Here is a 22,946-nt window from a genome sequence, read left to right as displayed (position 1 = left end):
TCGCCTGTGGTTCTGCGTACACACAAAAGCGGGGCGCGCTCCACGCGCGGCGTTGGCCAGGGCCCGCACACCTCACGAAAGGTCGGCAGATTTGCGTTACGTCACCCGGCATGCGGGGTGCTATCCATGGGCCCCTCATGAGGACAGTGGGGTTGATCTGGGTGCTGGGAGCGGTGCTTTCGTGTAGCAAGGCGGAGCCCGCAGGAACGAGCGCGAGCGCCAGCGCGGGAGCGAGCGCCGCCACGCCGGCCGCCGCGAGCGCCGCGGCTTCGCAGAGCGCCGCGGAAAGCGCGCCGACCGCCGTGCTGCCCAGCGCGCCGACCGCCGAGGTGCCCAGCGCGCCGTCGCCTGGCAGCGCCAGCCGGCCGAGCTCCTTCAAGGGCGGAGCGAAGGAGAACATCGAAAGCGCCGTGGGGCTCGGCTGCGAAGCCGTGAGCCTCGACGGCTGGTTGCAGTTCCTTTGTCGCAAGAAGAACGGCACTGGCGGCCACCCCAAGCGTGCGCTCATCCGCACGCCCGGCGGCGCGGAGCAGGCGGAAGGCCGCGAGCCCGCGCCCGGGGCCGTCGCGGCCGCGGAAGGTGCCGAGCTCCCGGGGGAGGAGCTGCTCCCCAACGAATACGGCGACCTGACCGTGGTGGTGCCGTTCAGCGGCGACGAGCGGCGCGATGTGACGCTCGAATGGAGTGACACCCGCTACACGCTCGAGGTGAGCGGCTCGAAAGCCCGCCTTATCTGGGCGGCATCGGGCGTTCCTCACCGCCGCGGCTGCGCCGCGGTGCTCGAAGAGAGCAAGGCGGCCTTGCAGAACGCGCAGAAGCTCGAGCCGGCGGAGCGCCTCACGGCCACCGAGGCGACGAAGCTACCGCGCTTCGGCGTTTGCCAGCCCGCGGGGCTCGGCTCGTGGGCGCTCGCGCTCAAGGCCGCCTCCGCGCAAGGTGAAGGCGCGACGCGCAGCCTCCGGCTCGAGCTCGAGGTCGTGCGCGTGGACATCGAGGGCCAGCGCAAGACCGCGAGCTTCGGCGCGCTTTCCGCGGCTCCCGGTGGGCTCGAGATCTCGGCGCTCCAGGCCTACGACTACGACGACGACGGCAACGACGAGCTCATCGTCCCGTACGAGCTGAAAGCCAACGCGGGCGCGAGCCCCGCGGAGCTGCCCGCGCCGATCTGGTCGTTCGATGCCGCGGGCATCAAGCCGTATGCCAGAGCGCCGCGCGTTTCGGGTGGCGTCGGCGTCGAGCACCTGGATTTCGACATGCGGCCTGATCTCGGGAGCTACGGCGGCTTCGTCGCCTGGCTCGGAGCGGACTGCGGCCTCAAGACCTGCCCGGCGCGCGTGACCGGCCCCAAGCTCTATTTCCACGCGCTGCCCGACGGTGGCTTCTCCGAAACGGACGACGCAGCCCTGGGCGCTTTGAAGCGCGCTTGCCCGAACAAGCCCGCTGTCGTCGTGGTGGAAGCGGCCGGCAGCCTCAACGCCGCTCAGACCGCCAAGAACCTGGTGTGCGCCCGCGCCCACGGTGTGAGCGAAGAGGAGCTTGGGGCGCAGCTGGCCGCCAAGCACGCGCTGCTCTGCGGAGAGGCCGCCGCGTGCCCGCTGGAGACGAGCCTCTCGTCGTGGCTGAAAGCCCCGCTGAACGTCGCGCTGCCCGCGCCCGCTGCCAGGAAATAGCCGGCGATCGGGGCACAGCGCGCGTCGTGCGACAGCGCGCTCGTTCGAGCTCATCGCTGCGTTCGCCGTCATTCCCCGGTCATCGCCGCAGAGAGCCAGCCCCGGAGCGCCGCGATCTCCTCGCGCGCCGCCGCGCCCGGGAGGTGCACGAAGTGATAGCGATAGCCGTCGAGCGCCGGGCCGAACGGCTGCACGAGGGCACCGCTCTTCAGGTCGTCGGCGACGAGGACCAGGCTCAGGAGCGCGACGCCCTGCCCCGCGAGCGCCGCCTGGATCGCGTGGGCCTCGTCGGAGAACGTGACGCCGCCGTCGTCGCGGACGCCGGACAGACCGGAGCGCTCGAGCCACAGGCGCCATGTCGGCGTGTCGCGCTCGACGCGCCGCCACTCGAAGTGGAGCAGCGGCACGTCGCGCAGGTTTTCCGGACGGCGGACGGCGAGCCCGGGGCTGCAGACGGGCGCGAAGCGATCCGCGATCAGCACCTCGGCGGCGAGCCCGGGATACGGACCTCGCCCGTACCGGATCGCCGCGTCCGCCTCGCCCGCGCTCAGGTCGACGAGCTCGTCCGACGCGTGGAGCCGCAGGTCGAATCCGGGGCACGCCTCGCGGAAGGCCGCGACCCGCGGCACGAGCCACCTGGCCGTGAACGCCGTCGTGGCGGAGAGGGTGATCGCGCGGCGCGAACGGCGGGCGGCCAGCTCGTCGAGCGCCCTCGCGAACGCGTCGAACCCGTCGCGGAGCACCGGATAGAGGAGCTGCGCCTCGCGCGTGGCCACGACCTGCCGCGCGTGACGCTCGAACAGCCGGACGCCGATCGTCTCCTCGAGCAGCCGGACCTGGTGGCTGATCGCCGTCGGCGTCACCCCGAGCTCCCTGGCGGCCCGCTTGAAGCTGAGGTGGCGCGCGGCAGCCTCGAAGGCGCGGAGCGCCGTGAGCGGTGGGAGCCGTCGCATGCGGGAGAGATAGCTGATCCCAGCTCATCTATCAGCTGAGAATTACTCGTTGGTCATCCGCCCCAGGCGACCCATATTCACGGCGTGAACGCGCTCTCCACGGGCCCAGGAGCCGAGAGACGGGTGCCGCCGCGGCGCCCGTTTCGATGAGGAGAACTCATCTCTTGTCGACCCCGCTCGGCCACCGCCGGCGCCCCGCGCCGCGACGGACGCCCGAGCGTGCGCCGGGGAGCTCTCGCCGCCCGGGCTCGTGGAGCGCACCCACCACGCCGAGGAGACAGGCCATGTTTACGATACTGCACATCGACTCGAGCGCTCGTCCGGACCGCTCGGACACGAGCCGCCACGGCTCTCACACCCGCCGGCTCACCGCCCGCTTCGTCGCGCGCTGGCGTGCGGCCCGTCCAGGCGACGAGATCCTTTACCGGGACGTCGGCCAGAACCCGCCCTCGCCGGTGACGGGGCGCTGGATCCAGGCCGCGTTCACGAAGCCCCACGCGCGCGAGCCCTGGATGCGGCAGGTGCTGTCGGAGAGCGACGCGCTCGTCGACGAGCTCCTCGCCGCCGACCTCATCGTGGCCGGCGTGCCGATGTACAACTTCAACGTGCCCGCGCAGTTCAAGGCCTATATCGACAACATCGTCCGCGTGGGGCGCACGTTCGGCTTCGACCGCTCGCGGCCGGGCGATCCGTACTGGCCGCTCCTCGACGGGGACGGGAAGCAGCTCGCGATCCTGACGTCGCGCGGCGACCACGGCTACGGCAAGGGCGGGCGGCTCGAGGCCATGAACCACGTCGAACCGAGCATCCGGACGGCCTTCGGCTACATCGGGATCACCGACGTGGCGTCCGTGGCGATCGAGTACGACGAGTTCGCCGACGAGCGGCTCGCGGCGTCGATCGCGATGGCAGAGCTCGAGGTGGATGCCCTCGTCGACCGATTGCTGGCGGCGCGCCCCTCGGCGACGGGTCGAACGGAGATCGAAGCACCCTTGTACGGCGGAGGCTGACCGCCGTCGAGGTTAACCGGTGTGCGCAACGGCGCGGATTTCAATCAGCTGATGAGGGAACGCCAGACCCGACACGCCGATGAGGGTGCCTGCCGGACGATGTTGCCCCATATACTCCTTGTACAGACCGACGCATCGCTCGAAATGTTCGCTCGGATTCGTGAGATAAATCACCATTTCAGCGATATTGGACTTCGTGATGTTGAATCCCGCCAGCACCCGATCAAGGTTCTCCAGCGTCTTCCGGGTCTGTGCCTCGAAATCGCCCTCACCGACGAACGCGCCCTGCATGTCGTGGGAAAATTGGCCCGAAATGTAGATGGTGCCATTCACGCTGTACCCTTGGGTGACGCCGAAGCCTTCTTCCCACGGGACGCCGTGGTCGTAGGTGGTGGCCTTTTTTGTCATGTTCGTTTCCCTTCTGTTGGAAGTTCCCCGCCGCGACATCGACGAGGCGCTGAGAACTGTAGTCCGCCGATTGACGAACGGATTTCTACACAGACGCGAAGAACTTTCTTGATACGTTCCAGACCCCCGGTTCAGCCCAGCGCCGGAGCAGGTGGAGTTGCGATATGCCGCGCGCGAATCTGAACGAGATCCTCGTCTTCATGGCCGTCGTCGATGAAGGGAGCTTCATCGCCGGGGGGCAGGCGATGGGCCTGACCAGGTCGGCGGCGGGCAAGGCCGTGAACCGCCTGGAAGGCAGGCTGGGGGTGCGCCTCCTGAACCGCACGACAAGGGCGCTGAGCCTCACCGATGAAGGTCGGTTGTTCTACGACCGCGGTTTGCAGATCCTCGCGGCGGTCGATGACGCCGAGGCGAGCGTGGCGGGGCGTCATGGCACGCCGAGGGGAGTTCTGCGGCTCACCGTCCCCGATGCCTTCGGGCGGCTCGTGGTTCTTCCGCTGCTGAAGAAATATCTCGAGGCCTGGCCCGACATCCAGGTCGAGGTGAACCTCACCGATCGTCAGGCGGACATCGTCGAGGAAGGCTTCGATCTGGCGGTACGAATCGGAGAAGCGCCCCCGGACACGCGGCTGGTCTCCCGGGTGGTTGCCAAGTACAAGGCCATGCTCTGTGCCTCTCCGTCCTACATCGCCGAGCGCGGCGAACCGCTGGACGTCGATGAGCTGGCAGCCCACGACTGCTTGATCTTCAGCAGTCGCAATCGCAGGCAGAGCTGGCGCTTTCTCGACGACGATGGAGCCTGGGTCAAGGCACAGGGTCGAAGCCGCTTGCGGCTGGATAGCGGAGAAGCCCTCCGGAATGCTGCCGTCGCAGGGCTCGGCATCGCGTTTCTTCCGGACTTCCTGGTGGCCGAGGACCTGGCTGCCGGTCGCCTCCGGCAGGTGCTACCCGATCTCGAGGCTGGGGACGTGAAGATCGTGACGATCTATCCGACCCAGCGCCTTCTGGAGCCCCGTGTCAGGCGCTTCATCGATCTCATGATCCAAGAACTTGGGACGTGATGCGCCACGTTGCCAACAGATGCCCCCTCGCGCGCGCTACCGCGACATCCTGAGCTCCGCGGGCGAGGGCTCCGGCGCTCCGTCCTTCGGGAGCCGCGGGGCCGGCTTCGGCGGCGGGGGCGGTGGAGCCGCCCACGACACCCGCGGCCGCGACGGCGGGTCCAGCGGCTGCCCGGCCGGCGGCGACGTGACCGGCGGCGTCGGCGGCTCGGGCAGCTCGGTCGCGCTGAGCTGCCGCAGGCTGCCGTGCCCGGACAGCGTGGTGTCCGTCGACGCCGCGTAGGCCTCGGCTTGCTCGAGGACCCGCAGGAAGTTCCCGCCCAGCAGGCGGAGGATGTCCCCGTCCGAGTAGCCGCGCCGGACAAGCTCCAGCGTGAGGTTCGGGAGCCCGTCGATGCCAGCGAGCCCGTCCTGGAGCACCTCGTCGCCCCCGAAGACGGAGCCGAGGCCGACATGAGCGATCCCCGCGACCTTCACGACGTAGTCGATATGGTCCACGATCCGCGAGAGCGGCGGCGGCGGCGCCATCGGCCCGTCCTGGGCCTTGAGCTTCTCGACCAGTTCGCGGAGCGCCCCCGCGTCGCCCTGGAGCCTCTCGCCGAGCTCCTTGATGTACGCCCCGTACTTCTGCGCGAAGCGCGCTGACTGCGCGGCATACGCCTCGTCCAGGAAGAGCGCCCAGGAGTTCACCATGACGATACCGCCTTTCTCCGCGATCGCGCGCAGCATGTAGTCGTCGAGGTTGCGGCGGTGATGGCCGACGGCGCGCATCGTGGAAGAGGTGATGACCGGCGCACTGGCCACCTTCATGACCTCCTGGAACGTGCTGTCCGACGCGTGCGAGACGTCGACAAGCATGCCGATCCGTTGCATCTCGCGGACCACCGCTTCTCCGAAAGGGGAGAGGCCGTGGTGGCGGACGAGCCCGGGATCGAGGGCTCCTCCCGCGGAGTCCGCCCAGTCGTTCGTCGTCGTGTGCGTGAGCGCCATGGTGCGGACGCCGAGGCGGTAAAACGAGCGCAGCGCAGGCAGGGAGTTCTCGATGGCGTGCCCGCCCTCGATGCCCATGAGCACGGCGATCTTGCCTTCACGCTCGGCGCGGCGCACGTCCCTGGCGCTGCGCGCGAGCACCAGCGTCTCGCGGTGGCGCTCGATCTGCCGGTGAGTCGCGTCGATGAGGTCGAGCGCGCGGCGCGCGACGCTGCCGCCGAGCGACGAGGGCGCCTGCGGCGCGGGCGGGCCGACGTGGATCGAGAAGAACTTGCCCGTGACGCCCGCCGCCTTGAGCCTCGCGAGCTCCGCGGCCGTCGGCTCGCCGCCCGGGCCCACCGGATCGGACGAGCCGCCGGGGAGCAGCGAGGGCACGCTGCTGTGGCCGTCCACGAGGAGCGCCCTGGCTTGCAGCCGCGCGGCCCGCTGCTCCGGCGTCGCGGGTCCCGCCGGGCTCTCCATGACGTCGGGCGCGGCTTCGGCCCACGGCCCTACCTCGTCGACGCTCGACGCGAAGGGATCGGGCGCCTCCGCAGGCGCAGCGGGAGGAACGCACGCCGCGAGCGCCGCGGCGGCGAGGAGCACGAGGGACAGGGACGTGCGCATGAACAAATCGTATCATGCGGGCTCGGCGGGCGGAGGGTCCGAGCGGCGACCAGATCGTGCGCCGGAGATGGCGCGTCCACAGCGCCGACGGAAGCCGGCGCGGCGAATGAAAAGCCTCCGCGATCGGCTAGGCTCGATCAGGAGACCTCATGTCGATCCGACAGCGCGATTACATCCTCCGCATGATCGAGCAGCTCGCCGAGGCCCTCGGCCGGATCGCCGGGCTCCGGCGCGCCGGCCAGCTCGACGAGGCGGAGCTGCTCGTCCGCTCCACCGCGGACGGGCTCTTCGGCCCGATGCGGGACATGCTCGACCGGCTCGACGCCGCGGGCGCGGCCACCCTGCTCGGCGACCACGAGAAGATCGGCGCGTACGCGGCGCTCTGCGCGGAGCAGGCCGAGCTCCTCGAGCTCCGGGGCCGGGCCGGGCAGGCGCTCGCGGAGCGCAGGCGCGCGCTCGAGCTCCACCTGGAGGCGATGAGCCGCGCGCCCGAGGGCAACCCCCGCGCAGAAGAGGCCGCCCGCGCGCTCCTCGGCCGGGTGGACGCCGCGCGCCTGGCCGAGCGGCACCGCGCCCTCGCCGCGAAGCTCGGCTGACCCGGATAGCGCCGGCTCGCTGTCGGATTGCCATGACACCGGCGTGAACCCATGAGACGGGGAGCCCCCGTGGAACCGACCAATCCGTCCGTCAGCTTCGCCTCGCTCGGTATCGGGCCCGCCCTCCTCGGCGTGCTCACCGAGCTCGGCTATGAAGAGCCCACCCCGATCCAGCGCGAGGCGATCCCGCACCTCCTGAGCGGGCGCGACCTGCTCGGGCAGGCCGCCACCGGCACCGGGAAGACGGCCGCGTTCGCGCTGCCGCTCCTCGAGCGGCTGGAGATCGGCAACGAGCCGCCCAGCCGCCCCGCGGCCCTCGTGCTCGTGCCGACCCGCGAGCTCGCCATGCAGGTGGCCGAGGCGATGCACCGCTACGGCCGCCGGCTCGGCGTGCAGGTGCTGTCGGTCTACGGCGGCCAGCCGTTCGGGCAGCAGCTGCGCGCGCTGCGCCGCGGGGTCCACATCGTCGTGGCGACGCCGGGCCGGGCGCTCGACCACATCGGCCGAGGGACGCTCGCCCTCGACGGCATCCGCACCGTCGTGCTCGACGAGGCGGACGAGATGCTCGACATGGGCTTCGCCGAGGCGCTGGAGGCGATCCTCGCGGCCACGCCGGCGGCGCGGCAGACGGTGCTGTTCTCCGCGACGCTGCCCCCGCGCATCGCCGCGATCGCCGGCCGGCACCTGCGCGAGCCGGTGCGGGTCAAGATCGCGGGCGAGAAGACGGCCCCGGGCGAGCTCCCGCGCATCCGCCAGACGGCGTACATCGTGCCGCGCGCGCACAAGCCCGCCGCCCTGACGCGGGTGCTCGACATGGAGGACCCGTCGTCGGCCATCCTCTTCTGCCGCACCCGCAACGAGGTGGACGAGCTGAGCGAGGCGCTGCGCGCCCGCGGCTACGAGGCCCAGGCGCTCCACGGCGGGTTCTCGCAGGAGCACCGGGATCGCGTGATGGCCCGCTTCCGCGCCGGCACCGCCGACCTGCTCGTCGCGACCGACGTCGCGGCGCGGGGGCTCGACATCGAGCACGTGTCGCACGTCATCAACTACGACGTCCCCTGCGCCGCCGAGGTGTACGTCCACCGTATCGGCCGCACGGGGCGCGCCGGCCGCGAGGGGGCGGCGATCACGCTGGTCGAGCCGCGCGAGCACTACCTGATCCGCAACGTCGAGCGGCTCACGGGCCAGCGCATCACGGTCGCCACGATCCCGACCGTGGCCGACCTGCGCGCCCGGCGCCTCGAGCTGACGCGCGCCTCGCTCCGGGAGACGCTCCTGGAGGGCGGCGCCGAGGGGTTCCGGGTCGTTGTCGAGGGGCTCGCCGAGGAGTTCGACGTCATGGACATCGCCGCCGCGGCGGTGAAGCTCGCGCACCAGGCGACGGAGGGGGAGCGGCAGCAGGACGAGGCGGAGATCCCCGCGATCCGGCCGCCGCCGCCCGGGCCGGAGCGCGGCTACAACGACCGCACGTGGCGGGGCCCGCCGGGGGCGCGCGGGCGCCCGGGAGAGGGGCCGGGGCGGCCGCGGCGCGAGGGACGCGAGGAGCGGGAGAGCGACGGCAACGTCGCGCGGCTCTACATCGGCGCGGGGCGCACCGCGGGCATCCGGCCGGCCGATCTGGTCGGCGCGATCGCGAACGAGGCGTCGCTGACGTCCCGCGACATCGGCGCCATCCAGATCGCCGACGGCTTCTCGGTGGTCGAGGTCCCGGCCGACGCGGCGGACAGCGTCATCGAGGCGCTGCGCTCCACCCGGATCAAGGGGCGCAAGGTCCAGGTCCGCCACGACGAGGGCCCCGGCGGCCCGCGAGGCGGCGCGCGCGAGGCGCGAGGCGGCGCGCGCGAGGCGCGGGGCGGCGCGGACGAGGCCCGCGGCGGCGCGGACGAGGTGCGGGGCGGCGCGGACGAGGCCCGGAGCGGCGCGGACGAGGCCCGCGGCGGCGCGGACGAGGCGCGGGGCGGCGCGGACGAGGCCCGGAGCGGCGCGGCCACGGAAAAGCCGCGAGCCAGCGCGGCCAAGACGCGGGGCGACGCGGCCGAGGCGCGGGGCGACGCGACCAAGGCGCGAGGCGGCGCGGCGAAGGCCAAGGCCCGGAGCGGCGCGGCCACGGAAAAGCCGCGGGCCAGCTCGGTCGAGACCCGGGACGGCGCGACCGGCATGTCCCCCCCTCGGCGTCGGTTGGTGGTGCAGTCATTTGAACGGGAAGCCGGGAAGGCGGGCAGAAAGCCTGGATGAATTTCCGCCTTCCCGACTCCATGTGGAACCTCTCTGGGCAAATGACAGCATCACCCGGCGTCGAATGCCAGGAGCGCGGGAAAGGGTCTCCGAGGTGGTAGTGTTAGCCAGGGTCTTCCTTTGCTCGTCGAATCGGCAGGATACGGACCCGTGACGTCGCCCCGTCGAGGGTGACGATCGCTCCTCGGTCGAGCGCGTCGGCGTGCTTGCGAAGCACGCCGACGACATCGCCACCTACCGCGCTGGGGAGAGGATCCAGGGTTCGAATCTGCAGGACGCTCGGACCGCTGGCGCCGGTCGTGGCGATGAGGATGCTGAAGTCGAGGTCGTGCGTGAAGACGATGTACCCGCCCTGACGTGCCCAGGCCATCAGCTCTCGATCCTGTGCTCGAGGGTCGCCGATTGCAGCCCAGTGAACGGCCTCTATCCCCTCGCCCTTCAGGAACGATGCCCAGGTCGGCGAGAGGTTCATGTCCACCAGAACTTTCATGATGCCTTCAGCGGGAGCTCAACCTCCTCGGCGCGCCATGCCGCATAGGAGAGCGCCGCCATCACGTCGTCCCTCTCGAGGTAGGGATAGAGCTCGAGCACCTCCTCGATCGGGTGCCCCGCGGCCAGCAGCCCCACGAGGGTGCCCACCGTCACCCTCATCCCTCGAATGCAGGGCCGGCCCCCCATCACGGCGGGGTCGTGCGTGATCCTTGTCAGCAGCTCCGTCGGCATGCTGTCGAGGTTACCTCATCGTCGGCTCCTCGGCTCCCCTCTGCCGCTTTCTCGGGGAAAGCGGGACGACATCGGCGGGCGGCGCAGCCCGCACCCGAGCCGCCGCAGCCGGTGCCCGAACCGGCGCGGCCGACGCCCGAGCCGGCGCGGCCGACGCCCGCGGCAGCGCGGCGGGCACGGCACCCCCGCGGCACCGCCCTCCGGCCTGCGCTCCACCGCTGCCCAGGCAGCTCAGCTCAGTCGGCGGTGGTCTTCCGCCGCTGGAACTGGGCGAACAGCGCGGCGCGGACCTCGTCGTGCAGCGGCTCGCCCGGGATCCCCCGGAGCGCGTCGACCGTCAGCTCCATCTGCCGCAGGTAGGTGCGACACCTGTCACACCACGCGAGGTGCCGCGCACAGCCCTCCTCTTGCTCCGAGGACAGCTTTCCCTCTTTCCTGTCGGTGATCATCTCCGTCAGCTGACAGCACGTGACGAGCATGCGCGCTCACCCCCTCGTCAGGTATCGCTCCAGCGCGGTCCTGAGCGTCGATCTGCCACGGTGCAAGAGGACCCTCTGGTTCGCCTCGCTGATGCCCAGGATCTCGCAGACCTCGCCGGAGGGACACCCCTCCACGTCGCGTAACAGGACCACCGCGCGCTGTCCAGGCACCAGCGCCTCGATCTCCCGCTGGAGCACGGCGCCTATCTCCTTGCGCAGCAACAGACCTTCCGGGCTCTGCTCCGTCCACGGGACAGGCGGATTCACCCAGTCGCCCGTGCCGTCGAATCGGGCCGGATCGACCGCCGGCTCGCTGCCCTGCTCCCCGTCCTCCTGCCACGCGACAGGGACCGTGCGCTTCTCTCGCGTGCCCCAGGTCCTGGCGCGGTTCGTCAGGATCCTGAACACCCATGTCTTCAGCGCGGAGCGCCCCTCGAAGCGGACGAGCCCGTCGAAGACCGCCGCCCAGGTCTCCTGGACGACCTCCTGCGCGCCTGCGGGACCGGCGAGGGTCCGGGCGAGCCGGAGCATGGGCGTGTGGAGCTGGGTCACGAGCTGCTCGAAGGCCCGCTCGTCCCCTGCGAGCAGCCGGCGGACGAGCGCGATGTCGTCCCCATAGGCTGCGCACTCGGGCGCGGCGGACGAGGCCGCGCCGCCCGGAGCGCCCGCCGCGAGGAGCGGGCCTGTCTCGGCCGATGCGCGCTGCGCCGATGCGGCCTCTGTGCCGTCGGCGCCGGCGCCGGCGCCGGCGCCGGCCGGGAGGTCGTGGGACACGCGGAGCACGGTATCACGCCGCCCAGCCCCGCATCAATCGACGCCAAGGGTCGACGCCGATCCGGCGCGGCCCGTCCCGCGGAGGACGACGGCCGCCGCCCGCGTCACAGAGATGTCAGCGCGTCCGCGACCTCCTGCGGCTTCGTCAGGAAGGGGGCGTGGCCCGCGTCGATCGAGATGACCCGCTCGCAGGGCAAGGCCGTGTACTGCGACTTCTGCTCGGCCGGGCTGATGGCGAGATCCTTGAGCGCCTCGATATAGACCCGGGGGACGCTCCCCCACCTCTCCTCCGTGACATGAATGGGCTCGCCGAACGGCTTCGCAGGCTCCTCGCGCAGGTGGCTCTCGAGCCGCGCGATGTCCTCCGGAGAGCAGTCCTGACAGAAGGCGTTCTCGGCCCACCCCTCCTTGAAGGACAGCGAGGTGCCGTCGTCCGACGGGACCGCGTACGCCTTGATCTCCGCGCCCTGGTCGTCGGCCCACTCCTCGTTCAGCGACTGACCGTCCTTCATCAGGAACGCGGTCAGGTAGACGAGCGTCTTCACCTTGTCGGGCCGCTGCTCGGCGGCCTGGCTCACGACGATGCCGCCCATGCTGTGGCCGACGAGGACCACGGGGCGCGAGGCGCCGTCGATGGCCGCCACCACGGCGTCGGTATAGGCCTGCAGGCTGGCGCTCGCGAGGGGCGTCTTGTCCTCGCCGTGCGCGGGGAGATCGAGGGCGATCACCTCGTTGCCGCCGGCCTCGAGGAGCGGCACCACCTTGTCCCAGCCCCAGCCGCCCACGAAGGCGCCGTGGACCAGGACATACGTGTTCTTGCCCTCCCCCTGGGAACCGCCGCCGCCCGTCCCGCCGTCACCGTCCCCGCCGCCGCAGCCGGGCAACGCGGACGACATGAGCGCCGCGGCCGAGATCATGGTGCCAAACCGCAGGACATTGCGAAGCAGACCGTTCATGGATGTCTCCTCATCGTCGCCAGGCTCTCCTCGAGCGCGACGTCATCGGTGTTTCGAGTCGCGATGGATGCGCGCGCCCATGCGCCCGGGCGTGTCCCCGGCGCCGCGGCGGCTCATCCCGCTAAGGGCACAGTCTCGGAGGGGGGCCGAACGTTACAGGCCGATCGAGGAATCGTACGGAGGGGGCCGCGGCCTCGCGCCTCCGGCGCGGCGGAGCCGGGCAGAGAGCGTCGGACGCGCGGCTCTGGCACCGGGGAGCCGCCGGGCGCCGCAGCGCCGGGCACCGGGGAGCCGTCCGGCGCCGCGTCCGGCGCCGCGGCGGCCCCTGGTGGCGCTGCGCGTCCTGGGCTAGACGCGTCGCGATGCCCTGGCGATCGGTCGAGCTCCGAGGAACCCGCGCGCTCGCGCGCCACAGCCCGCCGGGTGGGCTGCTCGAACACGCCCGCAACCCGCCGGCCTGCCAGGCACCAGGAGAGCTCCGTGGCTAGTCGAGACGATCTCATCACGCGCGACCGCCGCTGCGTGATGCACCCCTATACTGCGCCCATCTCGAGCGCGCCGCTGTTCGCCGTCGAGCGCGCGGAGGGCGTTCGTCTCACGCTGACCGACGGCCGCGAGCTGATCGACGGCATGTCCTCGTGGTGGGCCGCCATCCACGGCTACGCGCACCCGGCGCTGACGGCGGCGATCAGCGCCCAGCTCGGGCGGATGAGCCACGTCATGTTCGGGGGCCTCACCCACGCGCCCGCGGTCGAGCTGTGCGAGGCGCTGGTGGCGCTCACGCCCGAGCCGCTGACGCGCGTCTTCCTCGCCGACTCCGGATCGGTGTCGGTCGAGGTGGCCATCAAACTCGCCTTGCAGTTCTTCATCGCGCGGGGGCAGCCGGAGAAGCGCCGCCTGGTCAGCGTGCTCGGCGGCTATCACGGCGACACGTTCGGCGCGATGGCGGTCACCGACCCCGTGAACGGCATGCACCACCTCTTTCGCGGCGCGCTCGCGCAGCACCTGTTCGCCCCGGCGCCTGGGCCGGCCTTCGGCGCGCCGTGGTCGCCGGAGGCGCTCGACAGCATGGCCGCGCTGCTCGAGCGGCACGCTCACGAGGTGGCGGCCGTCATCCTGGAGCCCATCGTCCAGGGCGCCGGCGGGATGCGCTTTTACCACCCACGCTACCTGCGCGAGCTGCGCGCCCTCTGCGACCGCCACGACGTGCTGCTCATCCTCGACGAGATCGCGACCGGCTTCGGTCGCAGCGGGGAGATGTTCGGCTGCCAGCACGCGGGCATCGCGCCGGACATCCTGTGCCTGGGCAAGGCCCTCACCGGCGGCACCATGACGCTGGCCGCCACGCTCTTCACGGAGCGGGTGGCCGAGACCATCGCCGGGAGCGAGCCGCGCGTGTTCATGCACGGCCCCACGTTCATGGGCAATCCGCTCGCCTGCAGCGCCGCGCTGGCCAGCATCCGGCTGCTGCTCGGCTCGCCATGGCGCGCGCGCGTCGCGGCCATCGAGGCGCAGCTCGTCCGCGAGCTCGCCCCCTGCCGCGCGCTCGACGCGGTGGCCGACGTGCGCGTGCTCGGCGCCATCGGCGTGGTCGAGCTCAAGCAGCCCGTCGACATGGCGCGCGTGCAGCCGGCCTTCGTGGAGCGCGGCGTCTGGATACGGCCTTTCGGGAAGCTGGTCTATACCATGCCGCCTTACATCATCGAGCCAGCAGAGCTGTCGCGCATCAGCGAGGCCATCGTGGGCGTGCTGTCCGAGGTTTGAGCCGCGGGCGGCTGCTCGCCTCAGGAAGGGCGACGTTCCGAGGGTTCGTCGACGCGCCCGGCAACCTGGCTCACAACGCCGTCATCTACCGGAGCGCGGGCTCGTGACGCCCCGCTTCGCCTCACCCGCCGCGGGCGCCGAGCCCTCATTCCCGACCCCTGCCATGTCCACCACCGCCCCTGCCAGCACGAGCCGCGCAAAGGCAGCGCTGCAAGTCCTCGTCGTCGCCGCCATCCTGCTGGCGCTCATCACGCTCGGCCAGGCGGCGGGCCGCGACGCGCGAGCGCTCTCATCGCGGGACATCGCCCAGGGCGTCGCCCTCGGCGGTGGCGTCTTGCTCGGCAGCGTCGCCGTCATGCTCGCCGTGCTTCGAGAGCCCTGGAGCACGCTCGGCTTCCGGCGCGAGGCTCCGAGCGCCGTCCTGACCTCGGGTCTGCTCGGGCTCGTGGCCTGCTACCTGGCCGCCGGCGTGGGAGCGGCCGTCTATGCGCTGGTCGCGGGCCTCGCCCCTGAGCGGCTCGCCGCCGAAAAGACCGCCGCGCTCGGCGGCTTCTCCGAGCTCCCGCCGGCCCTCGTCCTTCCGCTGGCGCTCTTCACCGGCATGTACGAAGAGCTGGTCTTCCGTGGCTTCTTCGTCTCGCGCTTGCGGGCCGCCCTGTCCCCCAGACCCCATGACCGCTCCGCCGCCATCGGCGCCATCGTGCTGTCGTCCGCCCTGTTCGCGGCCGGCCACTTCTATCAATCCATGCTCGGCGTCGTACAGACCTTCGCCATCGGCCTGGTGCTCGGGACGCTCGCGGTGCGACGGAACAATGTCTGGCCGTGCGTCGTGGCGCACTCGATCATCAATCTGATCGGGATGATCGCGCTGCGGTCTATCTGAGGCGGCGCGGGGGGCAGCGCTGGCCAGCCCGCGGGGCCGCGGGGCCGCGGCTCGATGGGACGGCAACAGAGGATTCGAGGCGCTGGCCCTCACCGACCTGCGGCTCTCCGATCTCGCGTCGAGCACCGGATCCGGACGCGTGCCTGTGAACCCCGCGGTGCTAGCGTGCACGCCCAGGTCATCGCTCCGGCTCACCCGGATCGCTCACGACCACGAGAGGTACGACCATGACCAAGGGCGCGTGTCTATGCGGGACGGTCCGCTACGAGATCGGCGGTCCATTCCAGACCATGCTGAACTGTCACTGCTCGATGTGCCGCAAGTTCCACGGCTCGGCGTTCGCCACCGCGGTGGTCGCGCCGCTGTCGGGCTTTCGCTGGCTCGCCGGCGAGCACGCCATCCGTACGTCCTGCGCGAGCGACCATCGCTCCTTCTGCATCACCTGCGGCTCGGCCATGCCGCTGCTCGTTCCCGAGAGGCAGCTCGCCCTGTTCCATGCCGGTAACCTCGAGGGCGATCTCGGCATCGAGCCACAGTTCCACCAGTTCGTCGGCTCCAAGGCGCCCTGGTACACGATCACGGATTCCCTGCCGCAGTTCGAGGGTTGGCCGCCCCAGATCCAGAGGCCGGTCGTCTCGCGTCCCGCGGTCCCGCCCAAGGAGGGCGTCACCCAGGGGAGCTGCCTGTGCGGCGACGTGGCCTTCGAGCTCGATGGCACGCCCATCCTCATGATGAGCTGCCACTGCTCGCGCTGTCGCCGCGGGCGCAGCGCCGCGCACGCGACCAACGTCCTCGTCGCCCTGGACAAGCTCCGCTGGGTCCGCGGTGAGGCGCAGGTCGCGAGCTACAAGGTGCCCGAGGCGCGGTTCTTCGGCGTGGCGTTCTGCACGCGCTGCGGCGGCGCAGCGCCGCGCAAGTCACCCGAGCGCGGGTTTGCCGTGGTGCCCGCGGGCGCGCTCGACACCGATCCCGGCATCCGCCCGAGAGCCCACATCTTCGTCGGCTCCAAGGCGAGCTGGTTCCCGATCACGGACGAGCTGCCGCAGTTCGCCGAGCTCCCGCCCCAGGCCTGACCGAGGAGGAGGTGCGGGGGTTCGCAGCCACGCCAGCCGCCGCGCCGATCCGGGGGATCACCTGCCCTCCACGCCCCACACCTATGCGACCGGGCGCCGAGTGGCCCGGATCGCGTCTCGCTGGGCGAGCAGCCACGCGCGCGCCTCGTCCTCCGTGCCGAAGAACTGCTGCGGGTACGGCTGTCCTGTGACGATCTGCACGCCTTTCGCGAGGAGCGTCAAGACGACGCCCAGGGAAAAGCTCACGCCGAAGATCGCGACGGCGTCGAGGCGCGCGCTGCGCATCTCTTCCGCCGCCACCTTGCGCGTCGACGCCGGGATAGCGCCCACGTGATGCGCGTCGGCGAGCACCAGGACCTCGCGGCCGCTCTCCGCCACGCGCCGCAGCGCGCCGATGATGGCGCGCGCTCGCTCTTCCGTGAAGTCGCCGTGCAGCGACACCCGCACGATGCCGTCTGGCTCGTTGCGCACGTCGAAGCCCGCGTCCTCGAGGCCGAAATCGTTCATGCCGGGCATGCTAGCTCCTCCGCCGCGCGGCGACGCGCGTGCTCTCGGGTCAACGCCGCCGTCGTTGCGGGCGGGCGAGCGCGTCGCTCGCAGCGGGGGTCGATGGCGAGCTACTTGAGTAGCTCCAAGCTGGATGGCTTGAGGACAGGTGGCTCCGAGATCCTCCGCTGGCCATGACAACCACCTCTTCGTAGTCCGGCAAGGATCGGCGAATGCGCCGGTGGGTTGATGGGCCTTCCTTGCCCACGCCCGGGTCGGTCGGTCTGGCCAGGCGCGACTTCATGAAGAAGTAACACCCGCACCACATGGCACGGCGTAATGTGAGAGTGGCCGCCACTGTCTGCCGCGGCCACTTCCTCCAATCGTATTCGAACGCCAACAGGTGTCATCGTGCGAAATCTGTTCTTGTTTCCGCGCGCGCGCTCGCGCGCGGGGTACTCTCTTCTTCGACTTCACTCCATTCGATGGACGGCTGCCCTGACGCTCGCGACCGCCTGGGGCTGCGGCGGCTCGCCGGATGCCGGCGAGCTCGGGAGCGCCGAGCAGCCCGCTGAGCTCGGGAGCGCCGAACAGGCCGTCTCCCTCCCGAGCGGGCGCGTGGTCATCAGCCAGGTGTACGGCGGCGGGGGAAACGCGGAGGCCGTGTACACGCACGACTTCGTCGAGCTGTTCAACCGGTCGAACAGCCCGGTGTCGCTCGCGGGGTGGTCCATCCAGTACGCGAGCGCCAGCCGCACAGGCGCCCTCGGGGCCACGACCACGCAGCTCACCGAGCTGCCCGCGATCACCCTGCAGCCCGGCCAGTACCTGCTCGTGCGGGAGGCCGCGGGGTCGGGCAACGGCGCGCCGGTCCCCGCCCCCGATCTCGTCGACACGACCCCCATCAACATGAGCGGTTCGGCGGGGAAGGTCGCCGTGGTCCGGCAGGCCACGGGCCTCGGCTGCAACGGCGGCACCGCGCCGTGCTCGGCGGCCCAGGAGGCGCTCATCGAGGACCTTGTCGGTTACGGCGGGGCCAGCTACTTCGAAGGCGCCGCGCCGGCTCCGGCGACCGCCAACGCGACGGCGTCGCTCCGGCGGGGCGCTGGCTGCCAGGACACGGGCAGCAACGTCGACGACCTCTCGACCGGGACACCCGCGCCCCGCAACACGTCGACCGCGGCGCTCGCGTGCGGCGGCGACACCCCGCCGGTGGTGACCGCGACGGCGCCCAGCGGCGGCGCGACCGGCGTGGACCCGACCGCGAGCCTGAGCGTGACGTTCAGCGAACCGGTGGTCGCGGTAGACGCCTTCGAGCTCTCCTGCGCGGGCAGCGCGCGCCCGATCGCGATCAGCGGCGGCCCCCTCGCCTTCACGCTCACGCCGGCCGAGCCGCTCCCCGCCAGCGCCGCGTGCCTCCTCGTCGTCCGGGCGAGCGGCGTGCAGGAGCAGGACCCGGGGAGCAACGCGACGATCGAGCCCTTGCCCGCCGACGTGTCGGTCTCGTTCACGACGGGGCACGCGGCGCCGACGGTCGCGATCCATGAGATCCAGGGGCGCGCGCACCTCTCGCCGCTTCTGGGCACGGTCGTGAAGACAACGGGCCTCGTGGCGAGCCTGCGCAGCAACGGCTTCACCGTCGAGTCGCCGGCGCCGGACGGCGATCCGGCCACCTCCGAAGGCCTGCTCGTCTTCACCGGAGCCGCGCCGGCGGTGAGGGTCGGCGACCTTGTCGAGCTCACCGGCGAGGTGGCGGAGTACCGCGCCGGCTGCGCCGACCCGTGCACGCCCTCCCGCGGCAGCGCGTACCACAACCTGACCGTCACCGAGCTCGACCGCCCCCAGATCGCCGTCCTCTCGACCGGCAACGCGCTGCCGCCCCCGGTCCCGGTCGGCTTCGCGCCCGGCTCGCGCCGCCCCCCGGCGCAGACCATCGAGGACGACGCCAGCGGCAGCGTGGAGGCCGCGAACCACGTCGACCCCGAGGCCGACGGCATCGATTTCTGGGAGAGCCTCGAGGGCACGCGGGTGAGCCTGAACGACCCGGCCGTCGTGGGCCCCACCCGCCGGTTCACGAGCTCCGGCACCGCGGAGATCGCGCTGATCCCGGGCGACAGCGACCCGGCCACCGGCGACGCGGCCGGCCTGCGAAGCGCGCGCGGGGCCGTCGTCATCAGCCCAGGCGACTTCAACCCGGAGCGGATCCTGCTCCAGGTCCCCCTGAGGACCTCGACGCCGGCGCTGGACGTCGGCGCCACGTTCGCCGGGCCCATCGTGGGCACGGTCGACTACAACTTCGCCAACTACAAGCTCCTGCCGGTCGACGATGCGCTCCCGGCGGCGCTCTCGGCGCTCCCGCGTGAGAGCGCGTCGCTGGGAGCGCGGAGCGCCGACGACCTCGACGTGGCCGCGTTCAACGTCGAGAACCTCGATCCGGGCGATCCGCAGGAGAAGTTCGATCGCCTCGCCCGGATCCTCGTCGATGGCCTCGGCAGCCCCGACCTCGTCGCGCTCGAAGAGGTCCAGGACAACAGCGGCCCGAGCAACGATGCGGTGGTGGACGCATCGGATACCTTCGCGCGGCTCATCGCCGCGGTCGCGGCCGTGTCAGGCGGGCCCACCACCTATCAGTTCCGCAGCATCGATCCGGTCGATGGCGCGGACGGCGGCGAGCCGGGCGGCAACATCCGCGTGGGCTTCCTGTTCCGGACCGACCGCGGGCTCGAGTTCGTCGACCGCCCGGGCGCCGGCGCCCTCACGCCGAACGAGGTGCTCAGCGGCGCGGGCGGCGTGTCTCTGCGCTACAGCCCGGGCCGCATCGACCCGGGCAACCCGGCCTTCGGTAACAGTCGCAAGCCGCTGGCGGGCGAGCTCCGCTGGAACGGAGAGCCGCTGTTCGTGGTGGCCAACCACTGGAACTCCAAGGGCGGCGATGAGCCGCTGTACGGGCGCTTCCAGCCCCCGGCCCTCTCGAGCGAAGCCCAACGACGGCAGCAGGCCACGGTGGTCGCCGGCTTCGTGCGCCGGATCCTCGACAGCGACCCGTCCGCAAACGTGGTGGTCCTGGGCGACCTCAACGACTTCCAGTTCTCGGCGCCCCTCGGGATCCTCAAGGAAGCCGGGCTGGCCCCCCTCATCGAGACGCTCCCGCCGGAGGAGCGCTACACGTACGTGTTCGACGGCAATGGCCAGGTGCTCGACCACGTGCTGGTCAGCGCCAACCTGGCCGGACCGAAGCTACTGGGCTTCGACGTCGTCCACGTCAACGCGGAGTTCGCCGACCAGGCCAGTGACCACGATCCAGGCGTGGCGCGCTTTCGCATCGCGTCCGCTCCGGACATGGATGGCGACGGCGTCCCTGACGCGCACGACAACTGCCCGACGGCGTCCAACGCCTCCCAGGCGGATTCGGACGGCGACAGCTTCGGCAACGCGTGCGACCTCGAGTGCGTCAGCGTGCGGCGCGACACGTTCGGCGGTGTGCAGGACTCCTTCGTTGAGGACTTCACGACCGGCTGGGCGTACGGCGCGTATCCATACCTCATCACCGGCGCGGGCGCGGTCCGCCCGGCGACGGCGGTCCTGGCCTACGATCTGTCGTTCATCCCGGCAGGCTCCAGCGTGACCTCGGCGACCCTCTCGCTTTCCTATGCCTGGAAGCCCGCGGGCAGCGTCGTCACCGTGCACCGCGTGAACGGCGCCTGGGAAGAGCTCACCCTCGATGACGGCGACTTCAGCGGATACAGCCCGACCGTCGAGGCCTCGCTCACCACGCTCGCGCAAACCGACGCGTTTGCCTCCGCCGAGCTGACGTCTCTCGTCCAGGGCTGGATCAACGGCGCGCAGCCGAACCATGGTGTCGCGCTGGTCGACGCGAGCAACAGGACCGACTTCCGCGCGAGCGAATATCCCGACGTCGCGCGCAGGCCGCAGCTCGACGTCTGCTATCACGCAGCCGAGTAACCAGGAGGCGCCGCGGAGGTCGCGACCGAACCGCGCGCCCGGGACATCGCTCAGCGGCCGCGGCGCCCGCGGTGAGCTCCCACCTGTAGCCGTTCCAGCTCATGGGACCGAGCGCCGCCTGGCCCGGAGCGCGTCTCGCTGAGCGAGCAGCCACGCGCGCGCCTCGTCCTCCGTCATGAAGAACTGCTGCGGGTAGGGCTTTCCTGTGAGCAGGTGCACGCCTTTCGAGAGAAGCGTCACGACGACGCGCAGGGAAAATCCCGCTCCGACGATCGCGACGGCATCGAGGCGCACGCTGCGCAGCTCTTCCGCCGCCGCCTTGCGCGCCGACGCCGGGATCGCGCCCGTGTGACGCGCGTCGGCGAGCACCAGGACCTCGCGGCCGCTCTCCGCCATGCGCCGCAGCACGCCGACGAGAGCGCGCGCTCGATCGTCCGTGACATCGCCGTGGATCTCCAGGCGCACGATGCCGTCGGGCTCGTCACGAACATCGGGGCACGCGTTCTCGAGGCCGACACCGCTCATGCCAAGCATGCTAGCCGAGTCGCGACGGCGATTCAGCCCATCATGTCGCGCCCGCGAGCCTCAGCACCTCGGCCCGCTCGCCGTCGGTCGGCTCGCGCTGGCAGTCCTTGCCGGCGCTCTCGAGGGCGTCGAGCTGGCGAACGAGATCCCCGGGGTCGACGCTCATGCAGCCCTCCTCGAACTCCGAGCACTCGGCGACGGAGAGCGCGGTCCCCGCGACGTAGCGGCAATCGAGATCCCCGGGAGGGTACCTCAGGAAGGCGGAGGCCTGGGTGAGCAGACACGTCGCGTCCGACGGCGTGCCCGCCTTCTTGCAGCGCGCGGCGGCGATGCGCGCCATCCGCTCCAGATCCGCCGCCGGATACACATGGACCCGAGGGCGAGGAGGCTGCGCGCTGGCAGCGCCGGCGGTCCGAGGGCCCGCCGCGGGCCGCGCCGTCTCGGAGCACGCGCACGCGAAGAAGGCGCACGCGCCGATGAGGACAAGCAAGGATCCCCCAGGCCTCATGCAGCGACAAGTACCACGCCTGCTCGAGCGCCCGCAACCGAGCGCCCCTCCTCCGGTCCGCGAGCCAGCCCGGACCGAGCCCTGCCGTACAGCAGCCCCCGGGCCGGGGGCGTCACGGCGGAGACAGCGGTGCTTTCAGGTTCATCGCGGTCGCGAACGCGATCCCGCTCTGCAGGTCGCGGCGGGTCACGATGCCGGCGAGGTCGATATCGAGGTCGATGATGGCCCGGGACACCTCGGGCCGGATGCCTGTCAGGATGACTTGCGCCCCGAGCAGCCGGACCGCCCGCGCCACCTGCAGGAGGGCGCTCGCCGAGCCCGTGTCGATGTGCGGCACGCCCGTGACGTCGATGATCGCCACCTGCGCCTGCCGCTCGACCACCTTGCCCAGCAGGTTCTCCATCATCTGCTGCGCCCGCGCCGCGTCCAGCACGCCCACCAGCGGCAGCACGAGGACGCCCTGGCTGATGGGCACGATGGGCGTCGACAGCTCCTGGAGCGTCTTCGCCTGCATCCGGAGCGTATCCTCGAGCCGCTTTCGCTCGGTGATCACCTCCGTGAACAGCATGATCCCGCCGATCTCGCCGCTCGTCGTGTACCACGGGAAGATCTTCCAGCGCACCCAGTCGACGCGCCCGTCGCTCCGCGGGAAGGGCTCCTCATCATTCCCTTCCGAGGCCCCTGCGAGGCAGCGCCGGTGGACCGCCTTCCAGTGCTCGGGGATCTCGGGAAAGAGCTCATAATGGCACCGGCCGGTGATCTCTCGTTCTTTCAAGGCGAAATCCGCCAGCCAGCGGTGACTGGCCAGGATGTAGCGCATGTCCCGATCGAACATGGCCACCGCGGCCGGTGTGTAGGTGACAAAGATGCGCGCGTGCTCCTCGCTCTGGCGCAGCGCCGCCTGGAGGCGATCCCGCTCCGCCTCGGCCTGCTCCAGCTCCCGGATGCGCTGCTTCAGGTGCTGGTTCTCCGCGACGACATCACCGTAATTCACGTCACAGTTCATCCGGTCCCTCGGTCCTATTCCGGCCGGGAGGTATATCAGGTTTTCATGCTTCACAGCGGTCGCCCACATCAGCGGTGGTTGGCGAAGGCGCGCACGGGCTCGACGAAGGCTCGCACCTTCGCCGGAACGTGCTCGGTGCCGGGATGGACGGCGAACACGCCTTGCTCGGGCGGCGGGTAGCCAGGGAAGAGCTCGACGAGGCGACCTTGGGCCACGTGCGCCGCGACGGACCATGGCGCCAGCACGGCGGCGCCGGCGACCGTCAAAGGCACCTTCC

The 22,946-nt window shown here is 71.3% G+C and carries 21 protein-coding genes and 1 pseudogene; 9 read left to right on the top strand and 13 right to left on the bottom strand.

Annotated elements, in window-relative coordinates; all coding sequences use genetic code 11:
• Window positions 1-137: 137 nt before the first annotated feature.
• A complete protein-coding gene (locus WMF36_RS04110) occupies window positions 138-1,670 on the top strand; it encodes a hypothetical protein (protein WP_437578293.1) in 1,533 nt (510 codons plus the stop codon).
• Window positions 1,671-1,738: 68 nt separating this feature from the next.
• Here the strand turns inward: WMF36_RS04110 and gcvA are convergent, their stop codons facing one another.
• Window positions 1,739-2,623: a transcriptional regulator GcvA gene (gene gcvA / locus WMF36_RS04105; RefSeq protein ID WP_437578292.1), complete on the bottom strand. Its 885-nt coding sequence runs from the start codon at window positions 2,621-2,623 to the stop codon at window positions 1,739-1,741.
• Between the two features lie 284 nt (window positions 2,624-2,907).
• Between gcvA and WMF36_RS04100 the strand changes: the two genes are divergently transcribed.
• Entirely contained in the window at window positions 2,908-3,633 is a 726-nt protein-coding gene (locus WMF36_RS04100) for an FMN-dependent NADH-azoreductase (protein ID WP_437578291.1), read from the top strand.
• Window positions 3,634-3,645: 12 nt separating this feature from the next.
• Here WMF36_RS04100 and WMF36_RS04095 read toward each other — a convergent pair whose 3' ends face one another.
• The gene (locus WMF36_RS04095; protein ID WP_437578290.1) at window positions 3,646-4,041 is read right to left on the bottom strand and encodes a RidA family protein; all 396 of its coding nucleotides are present in this window, start codon (window positions 4,039-4,041) and stop codon (window positions 3,646-3,648) included.
• A 164-nt stretch (window positions 4,042-4,205) separates the two neighbouring features.
• On the opposite strand from WMF36_RS04095, the gene WMF36_RS04090 reads away from it, so the two are divergent.
• Entirely contained in the window at window positions 4,206-5,102 is an 897-nt protein-coding gene (locus WMF36_RS04090) for a LysR family transcriptional regulator (protein ID WP_437578288.1), read from the top strand.
• Between the two features lie 36 nt (window positions 5,103-5,138).
• Here WMF36_RS04090 and WMF36_RS04085 read toward each other — a convergent pair whose 3' ends face one another.
• Window positions 5,139-6,698, bottom strand: coding sequence for a dipeptidase (locus WMF36_RS04085; protein WP_437578287.1), 1,560 nt, complete (start codon window positions 6,696-6,698; stop codon window positions 5,139-5,141).
• 149 nt (window positions 6,699-6,847) lie between these two features.
• Here WMF36_RS04085 and WMF36_RS04080 point away from each other — a divergent pair, with 149 nt between their 5' ends.
• On the top strand, window positions 6,848-7,294 hold the full coding sequence (locus WMF36_RS04080; protein WP_437578286.1) for a hypothetical protein: 447 nt from the start codon (window positions 6,848-6,850) through the stop codon (window positions 7,292-7,294).
• A gap of 51 nt (window positions 7,295-7,345) precedes the next feature.
• Window positions 7,346-9,088: pseudogene (locus WMF36_RS04075) on the top strand (DEAD/DEAH box helicase); the annotation flags it as partial.
• Between the two features lie 544 nt (window positions 9,089-9,632).
• Here the strand turns inward: WMF36_RS04075 and WMF36_RS04070 are convergent.
• From WMF36_RS04070 to WMF36_RS04050, 5 genes are all read right to left on the bottom strand, one after another.
• Window positions 9,633-10,001, bottom strand: coding sequence for a DUF5615 family PIN-like protein (locus WMF36_RS04070; protein ID WP_437581850.1), 369 nt, complete (start codon window positions 9,999-10,001; stop codon window positions 9,633-9,635).
• 14 nt (window positions 10,002-10,015) lie between these two features.
• Window positions 10,016-10,252: a DUF433 domain-containing protein gene (locus WMF36_RS04065; protein WP_437578285.1), complete on the bottom strand. Its 237-nt coding sequence runs from the start codon at window positions 10,250-10,252 to the stop codon at window positions 10,016-10,018.
• Window positions 10,253-10,488: 236 nt separating this feature from the next.
• On the bottom strand, window positions 10,489-10,731 hold the full coding sequence (locus tag WMF36_RS04060; protein WP_437578284.1) for an anti-sigma factor family protein: 243 nt from the start codon (window positions 10,729-10,731) through the stop codon (window positions 10,489-10,491).
• Between the two features lie 6 nt (window positions 10,732-10,737).
• Window positions 10,738-11,505: an RNA polymerase sigma factor gene (locus WMF36_RS04055; RefSeq protein WP_437578283.1), complete on the bottom strand. Its 768-nt coding sequence runs from the start codon at window positions 11,503-11,505 to the stop codon at window positions 10,738-10,740.
• A gap of 104 nt (window positions 11,506-11,609) precedes the next feature.
• Window positions 11,610-12,461 (bottom strand): alpha/beta fold hydrolase, encoded by an 852-nt coding sequence (locus tag WMF36_RS04050; protein WP_437578281.1) that lies wholly within the window; start codon window positions 12,459-12,461, stop codon window positions 11,610-11,612.
• Window positions 12,462-12,941: 480 nt separating this feature from the next.
• Here WMF36_RS04050 and bioA point away from each other — a divergent pair, with 480 nt between their 5' ends.
• The 3 genes from bioA to WMF36_RS04035 all read left to right on the top strand — a co-directional run bounded on the left by bioA (window position 12,942) and on the right by WMF36_RS04035 (window position 16,181).
• Window positions 12,942-14,225: an adenosylmethionine--8-amino-7-oxononanoate transaminase gene (gene bioA / locus WMF36_RS04045; protein WP_437581849.1), complete on the top strand. Its 1,284-nt coding sequence runs from the start codon at window positions 12,942-12,944 to the stop codon at window positions 14,223-14,225.
• A gap of 163 nt (window positions 14,226-14,388) precedes the next feature.
• Complete coding sequence (locus WMF36_RS04040; protein ID WP_437578280.1) at window positions 14,389-15,108, top strand: CPBP family intramembrane glutamic endopeptidase; 720 nt, start codon at window positions 14,389-14,391, stop codon at window positions 15,106-15,108.
• 227 nt (window positions 15,109-15,335) lie between these two features.
• The gene (locus WMF36_RS04035) at window positions 15,336-16,181 is read left to right on the top strand and encodes a GFA family protein (RefSeq protein ID WP_437578279.1); all 846 of its coding nucleotides are present in this window, start codon (window positions 15,336-15,338) and stop codon (window positions 16,179-16,181) included.
• Between the two features lie 81 nt (window positions 16,182-16,262).
• Here the strand turns inward: WMF36_RS04035 and WMF36_RS04030 are convergent, their stop codons facing one another.
• Window positions 16,263-16,697, bottom strand: a complete 435-nt coding sequence (locus WMF36_RS04030) for an STAS/SEC14 domain-containing protein (protein ID WP_437578278.1) — start codon at window positions 16,695-16,697, stop codon at window positions 16,263-16,265.
• A 381-nt stretch (window positions 16,698-17,078) separates the two neighbouring features.
• On the opposite strand from WMF36_RS04030, the gene WMF36_RS04025 reads away from it, so the two are divergent.
• Window positions 17,079-20,630: a DNRLRE domain-containing protein gene (locus WMF36_RS04025; RefSeq protein ID WP_437578277.1), complete on the top strand. Its 3,552-nt coding sequence runs from the start codon at window positions 17,079-17,081 to the stop codon at window positions 20,628-20,630.
• Between the two features lie 99 nt (window positions 20,631-20,729).
• Here the strand turns inward: WMF36_RS04025 and WMF36_RS04020 are convergent, their stop codons facing one another.
• The 4 genes from WMF36_RS04020 to WMF36_RS04005 all read right to left on the bottom strand — a co-directional run bounded on the left by WMF36_RS04020 (window position 20,730) and on the right by WMF36_RS04005 (window position 22,941).
• On the bottom strand, window positions 20,730-21,155 hold the full coding sequence (locus WMF36_RS04020) for an STAS/SEC14 domain-containing protein (RefSeq protein ID WP_437578276.1): 426 nt from the start codon (window positions 21,153-21,155) through the stop codon (window positions 20,730-20,732).
• A 40-nt stretch (window positions 21,156-21,195) separates the two neighbouring features.
• The gene (locus WMF36_RS04015; RefSeq protein ID WP_437578275.1) at window positions 21,196-21,663 is read right to left on the bottom strand and encodes a hypothetical protein; all 468 of its coding nucleotides are present in this window, start codon (window positions 21,661-21,663) and stop codon (window positions 21,196-21,198) included.
• Window positions 21,664-21,775: 112 nt separating this feature from the next.
• Entirely contained in the window at window positions 21,776-22,723 is a 948-nt protein-coding gene (locus WMF36_RS04010; RefSeq protein ID WP_437578274.1) for an STAS domain-containing protein, read from the bottom strand.
• 14 nt (window positions 22,724-22,737) lie between these two features.
• Entirely contained in the window at window positions 22,738-22,941 is a 204-nt protein-coding gene (locus WMF36_RS04005; protein WP_437578273.1) for a LysR substrate-binding domain-containing protein, read from the bottom strand.
• Window positions 22,942-22,946: the final 5 nt, after the last annotated feature.

Origin of the sequence: Sorangium sp. So ce887, from assembly GCF_051521455.1 — a bacterium.
Taxonomy (GTDB): domain Bacteria; phylum Myxococcota_A; class Polyangia; order Polyangiales; family Polyangiaceae; genus Sorangium.
The sequence above is the reverse complement of the archived record's forward strand: the minus strand, read 5'-3'. Positions and strand labels throughout refer to the sequence as shown.

What these genes read in the sequence shown, in the direction of transcription:
- WMF36_RS04110 (WP_437578293.1), top strand. Translation starts at nt 138, where the DNA reads ATGAGGACAGTGGGGTTGATCTGGGTGCTGGGAGCGGTGCTTTCGTGT.
- gcvA (WP_437578292.1), bottom strand. Translation starts at nt 2,623, where the DNA reads ATGCGACGGCTCCCACCGCTCACGGCGCTCCGCGCCTTCGAGGCTGCC.
- WMF36_RS04100 (WP_437578291.1), top strand. Translation starts at nt 2,908, where the DNA reads ATGTTTACGATACTGCACATCGACTCGAGCGCTCGTCCGGACCGCTCG.
- WMF36_RS04095 (WP_437578290.1), bottom strand. Translation starts at nt 4,041, where the DNA reads ATGACAAAAAAGGCCACCACCTACGACCACGGCGTCCCGTGGGAAGAA.
- WMF36_RS04090 (WP_437578288.1), top strand. Translation starts at nt 4,206, where the DNA reads ATGCCGCGCGCGAATCTGAACGAGATCCTCGTCTTCATGGCCGTCGTC.
- WMF36_RS04085 (WP_437578287.1), bottom strand. Translation starts at nt 6,698, where the DNA reads ATGCGCACGTCCCTGTCCCTCGTGCTCCTCGCCGCCGCGGCGCTCGCG.
- WMF36_RS04080 (WP_437578286.1), top strand. Translation starts at nt 6,848, where the DNA reads ATGTCGATCCGACAGCGCGATTACATCCTCCGCATGATCGAGCAGCTC.
- WMF36_RS04070 (WP_437581850.1), bottom strand. Translation starts at nt 10,001, where the DNA reads ATGAACCTCTCGCCGACCTGGGCATCGTTCCTGAAGGGCGAGGGGATA.
- WMF36_RS04065 (WP_437578285.1), bottom strand. Translation starts at nt 10,252, where the DNA reads ATGCCGACGGAGCTGCTGACAAGGATCACGCACGACCCCGCCGTGATG.
- WMF36_RS04060 (WP_437578284.1), bottom strand. Translation starts at nt 10,731, where the DNA reads ATGCTCGTCACGTGCTGTCAGCTGACGGAGATGATCACCGACAGGAAA.
- WMF36_RS04050 (WP_437578281.1), bottom strand. Translation starts at nt 12,461, where the DNA reads ATGAACGGTCTGCTTCGCAATGTCCTGCGGTTTGGCACCATGATCTCG.
- WMF36_RS04040 (WP_437578280.1), top strand. Translation starts at nt 14,389, where the DNA reads ATGTCCACCACCGCCCCTGCCAGCACGAGCCGCGCAAAGGCAGCGCTG.
- WMF36_RS04035 (WP_437578279.1), top strand. Translation starts at nt 15,336, where the DNA reads ATGACCAAGGGCGCGTGTCTATGCGGGACGGTCCGCTACGAGATCGGC.
- WMF36_RS04030 (WP_437578278.1), bottom strand. Translation starts at nt 16,697, where the DNA reads ATGCCCGGCATGAACGATTTCGGCCTCGAGGACGCGGGCTTCGACGTG.
- WMF36_RS04020 (WP_437578276.1), bottom strand. Translation starts at nt 21,155, where the DNA reads ATGAGCGGTGTCGGCCTCGAGAACGCGTGCCCCGATGTTCGTGACGAG.
- WMF36_RS04015 (WP_437578275.1), bottom strand. Translation starts at nt 21,663, where the DNA reads ATGAGGCCTGGGGGATCCTTGCTTGTCCTCATCGGCGCGTGCGCCTTC.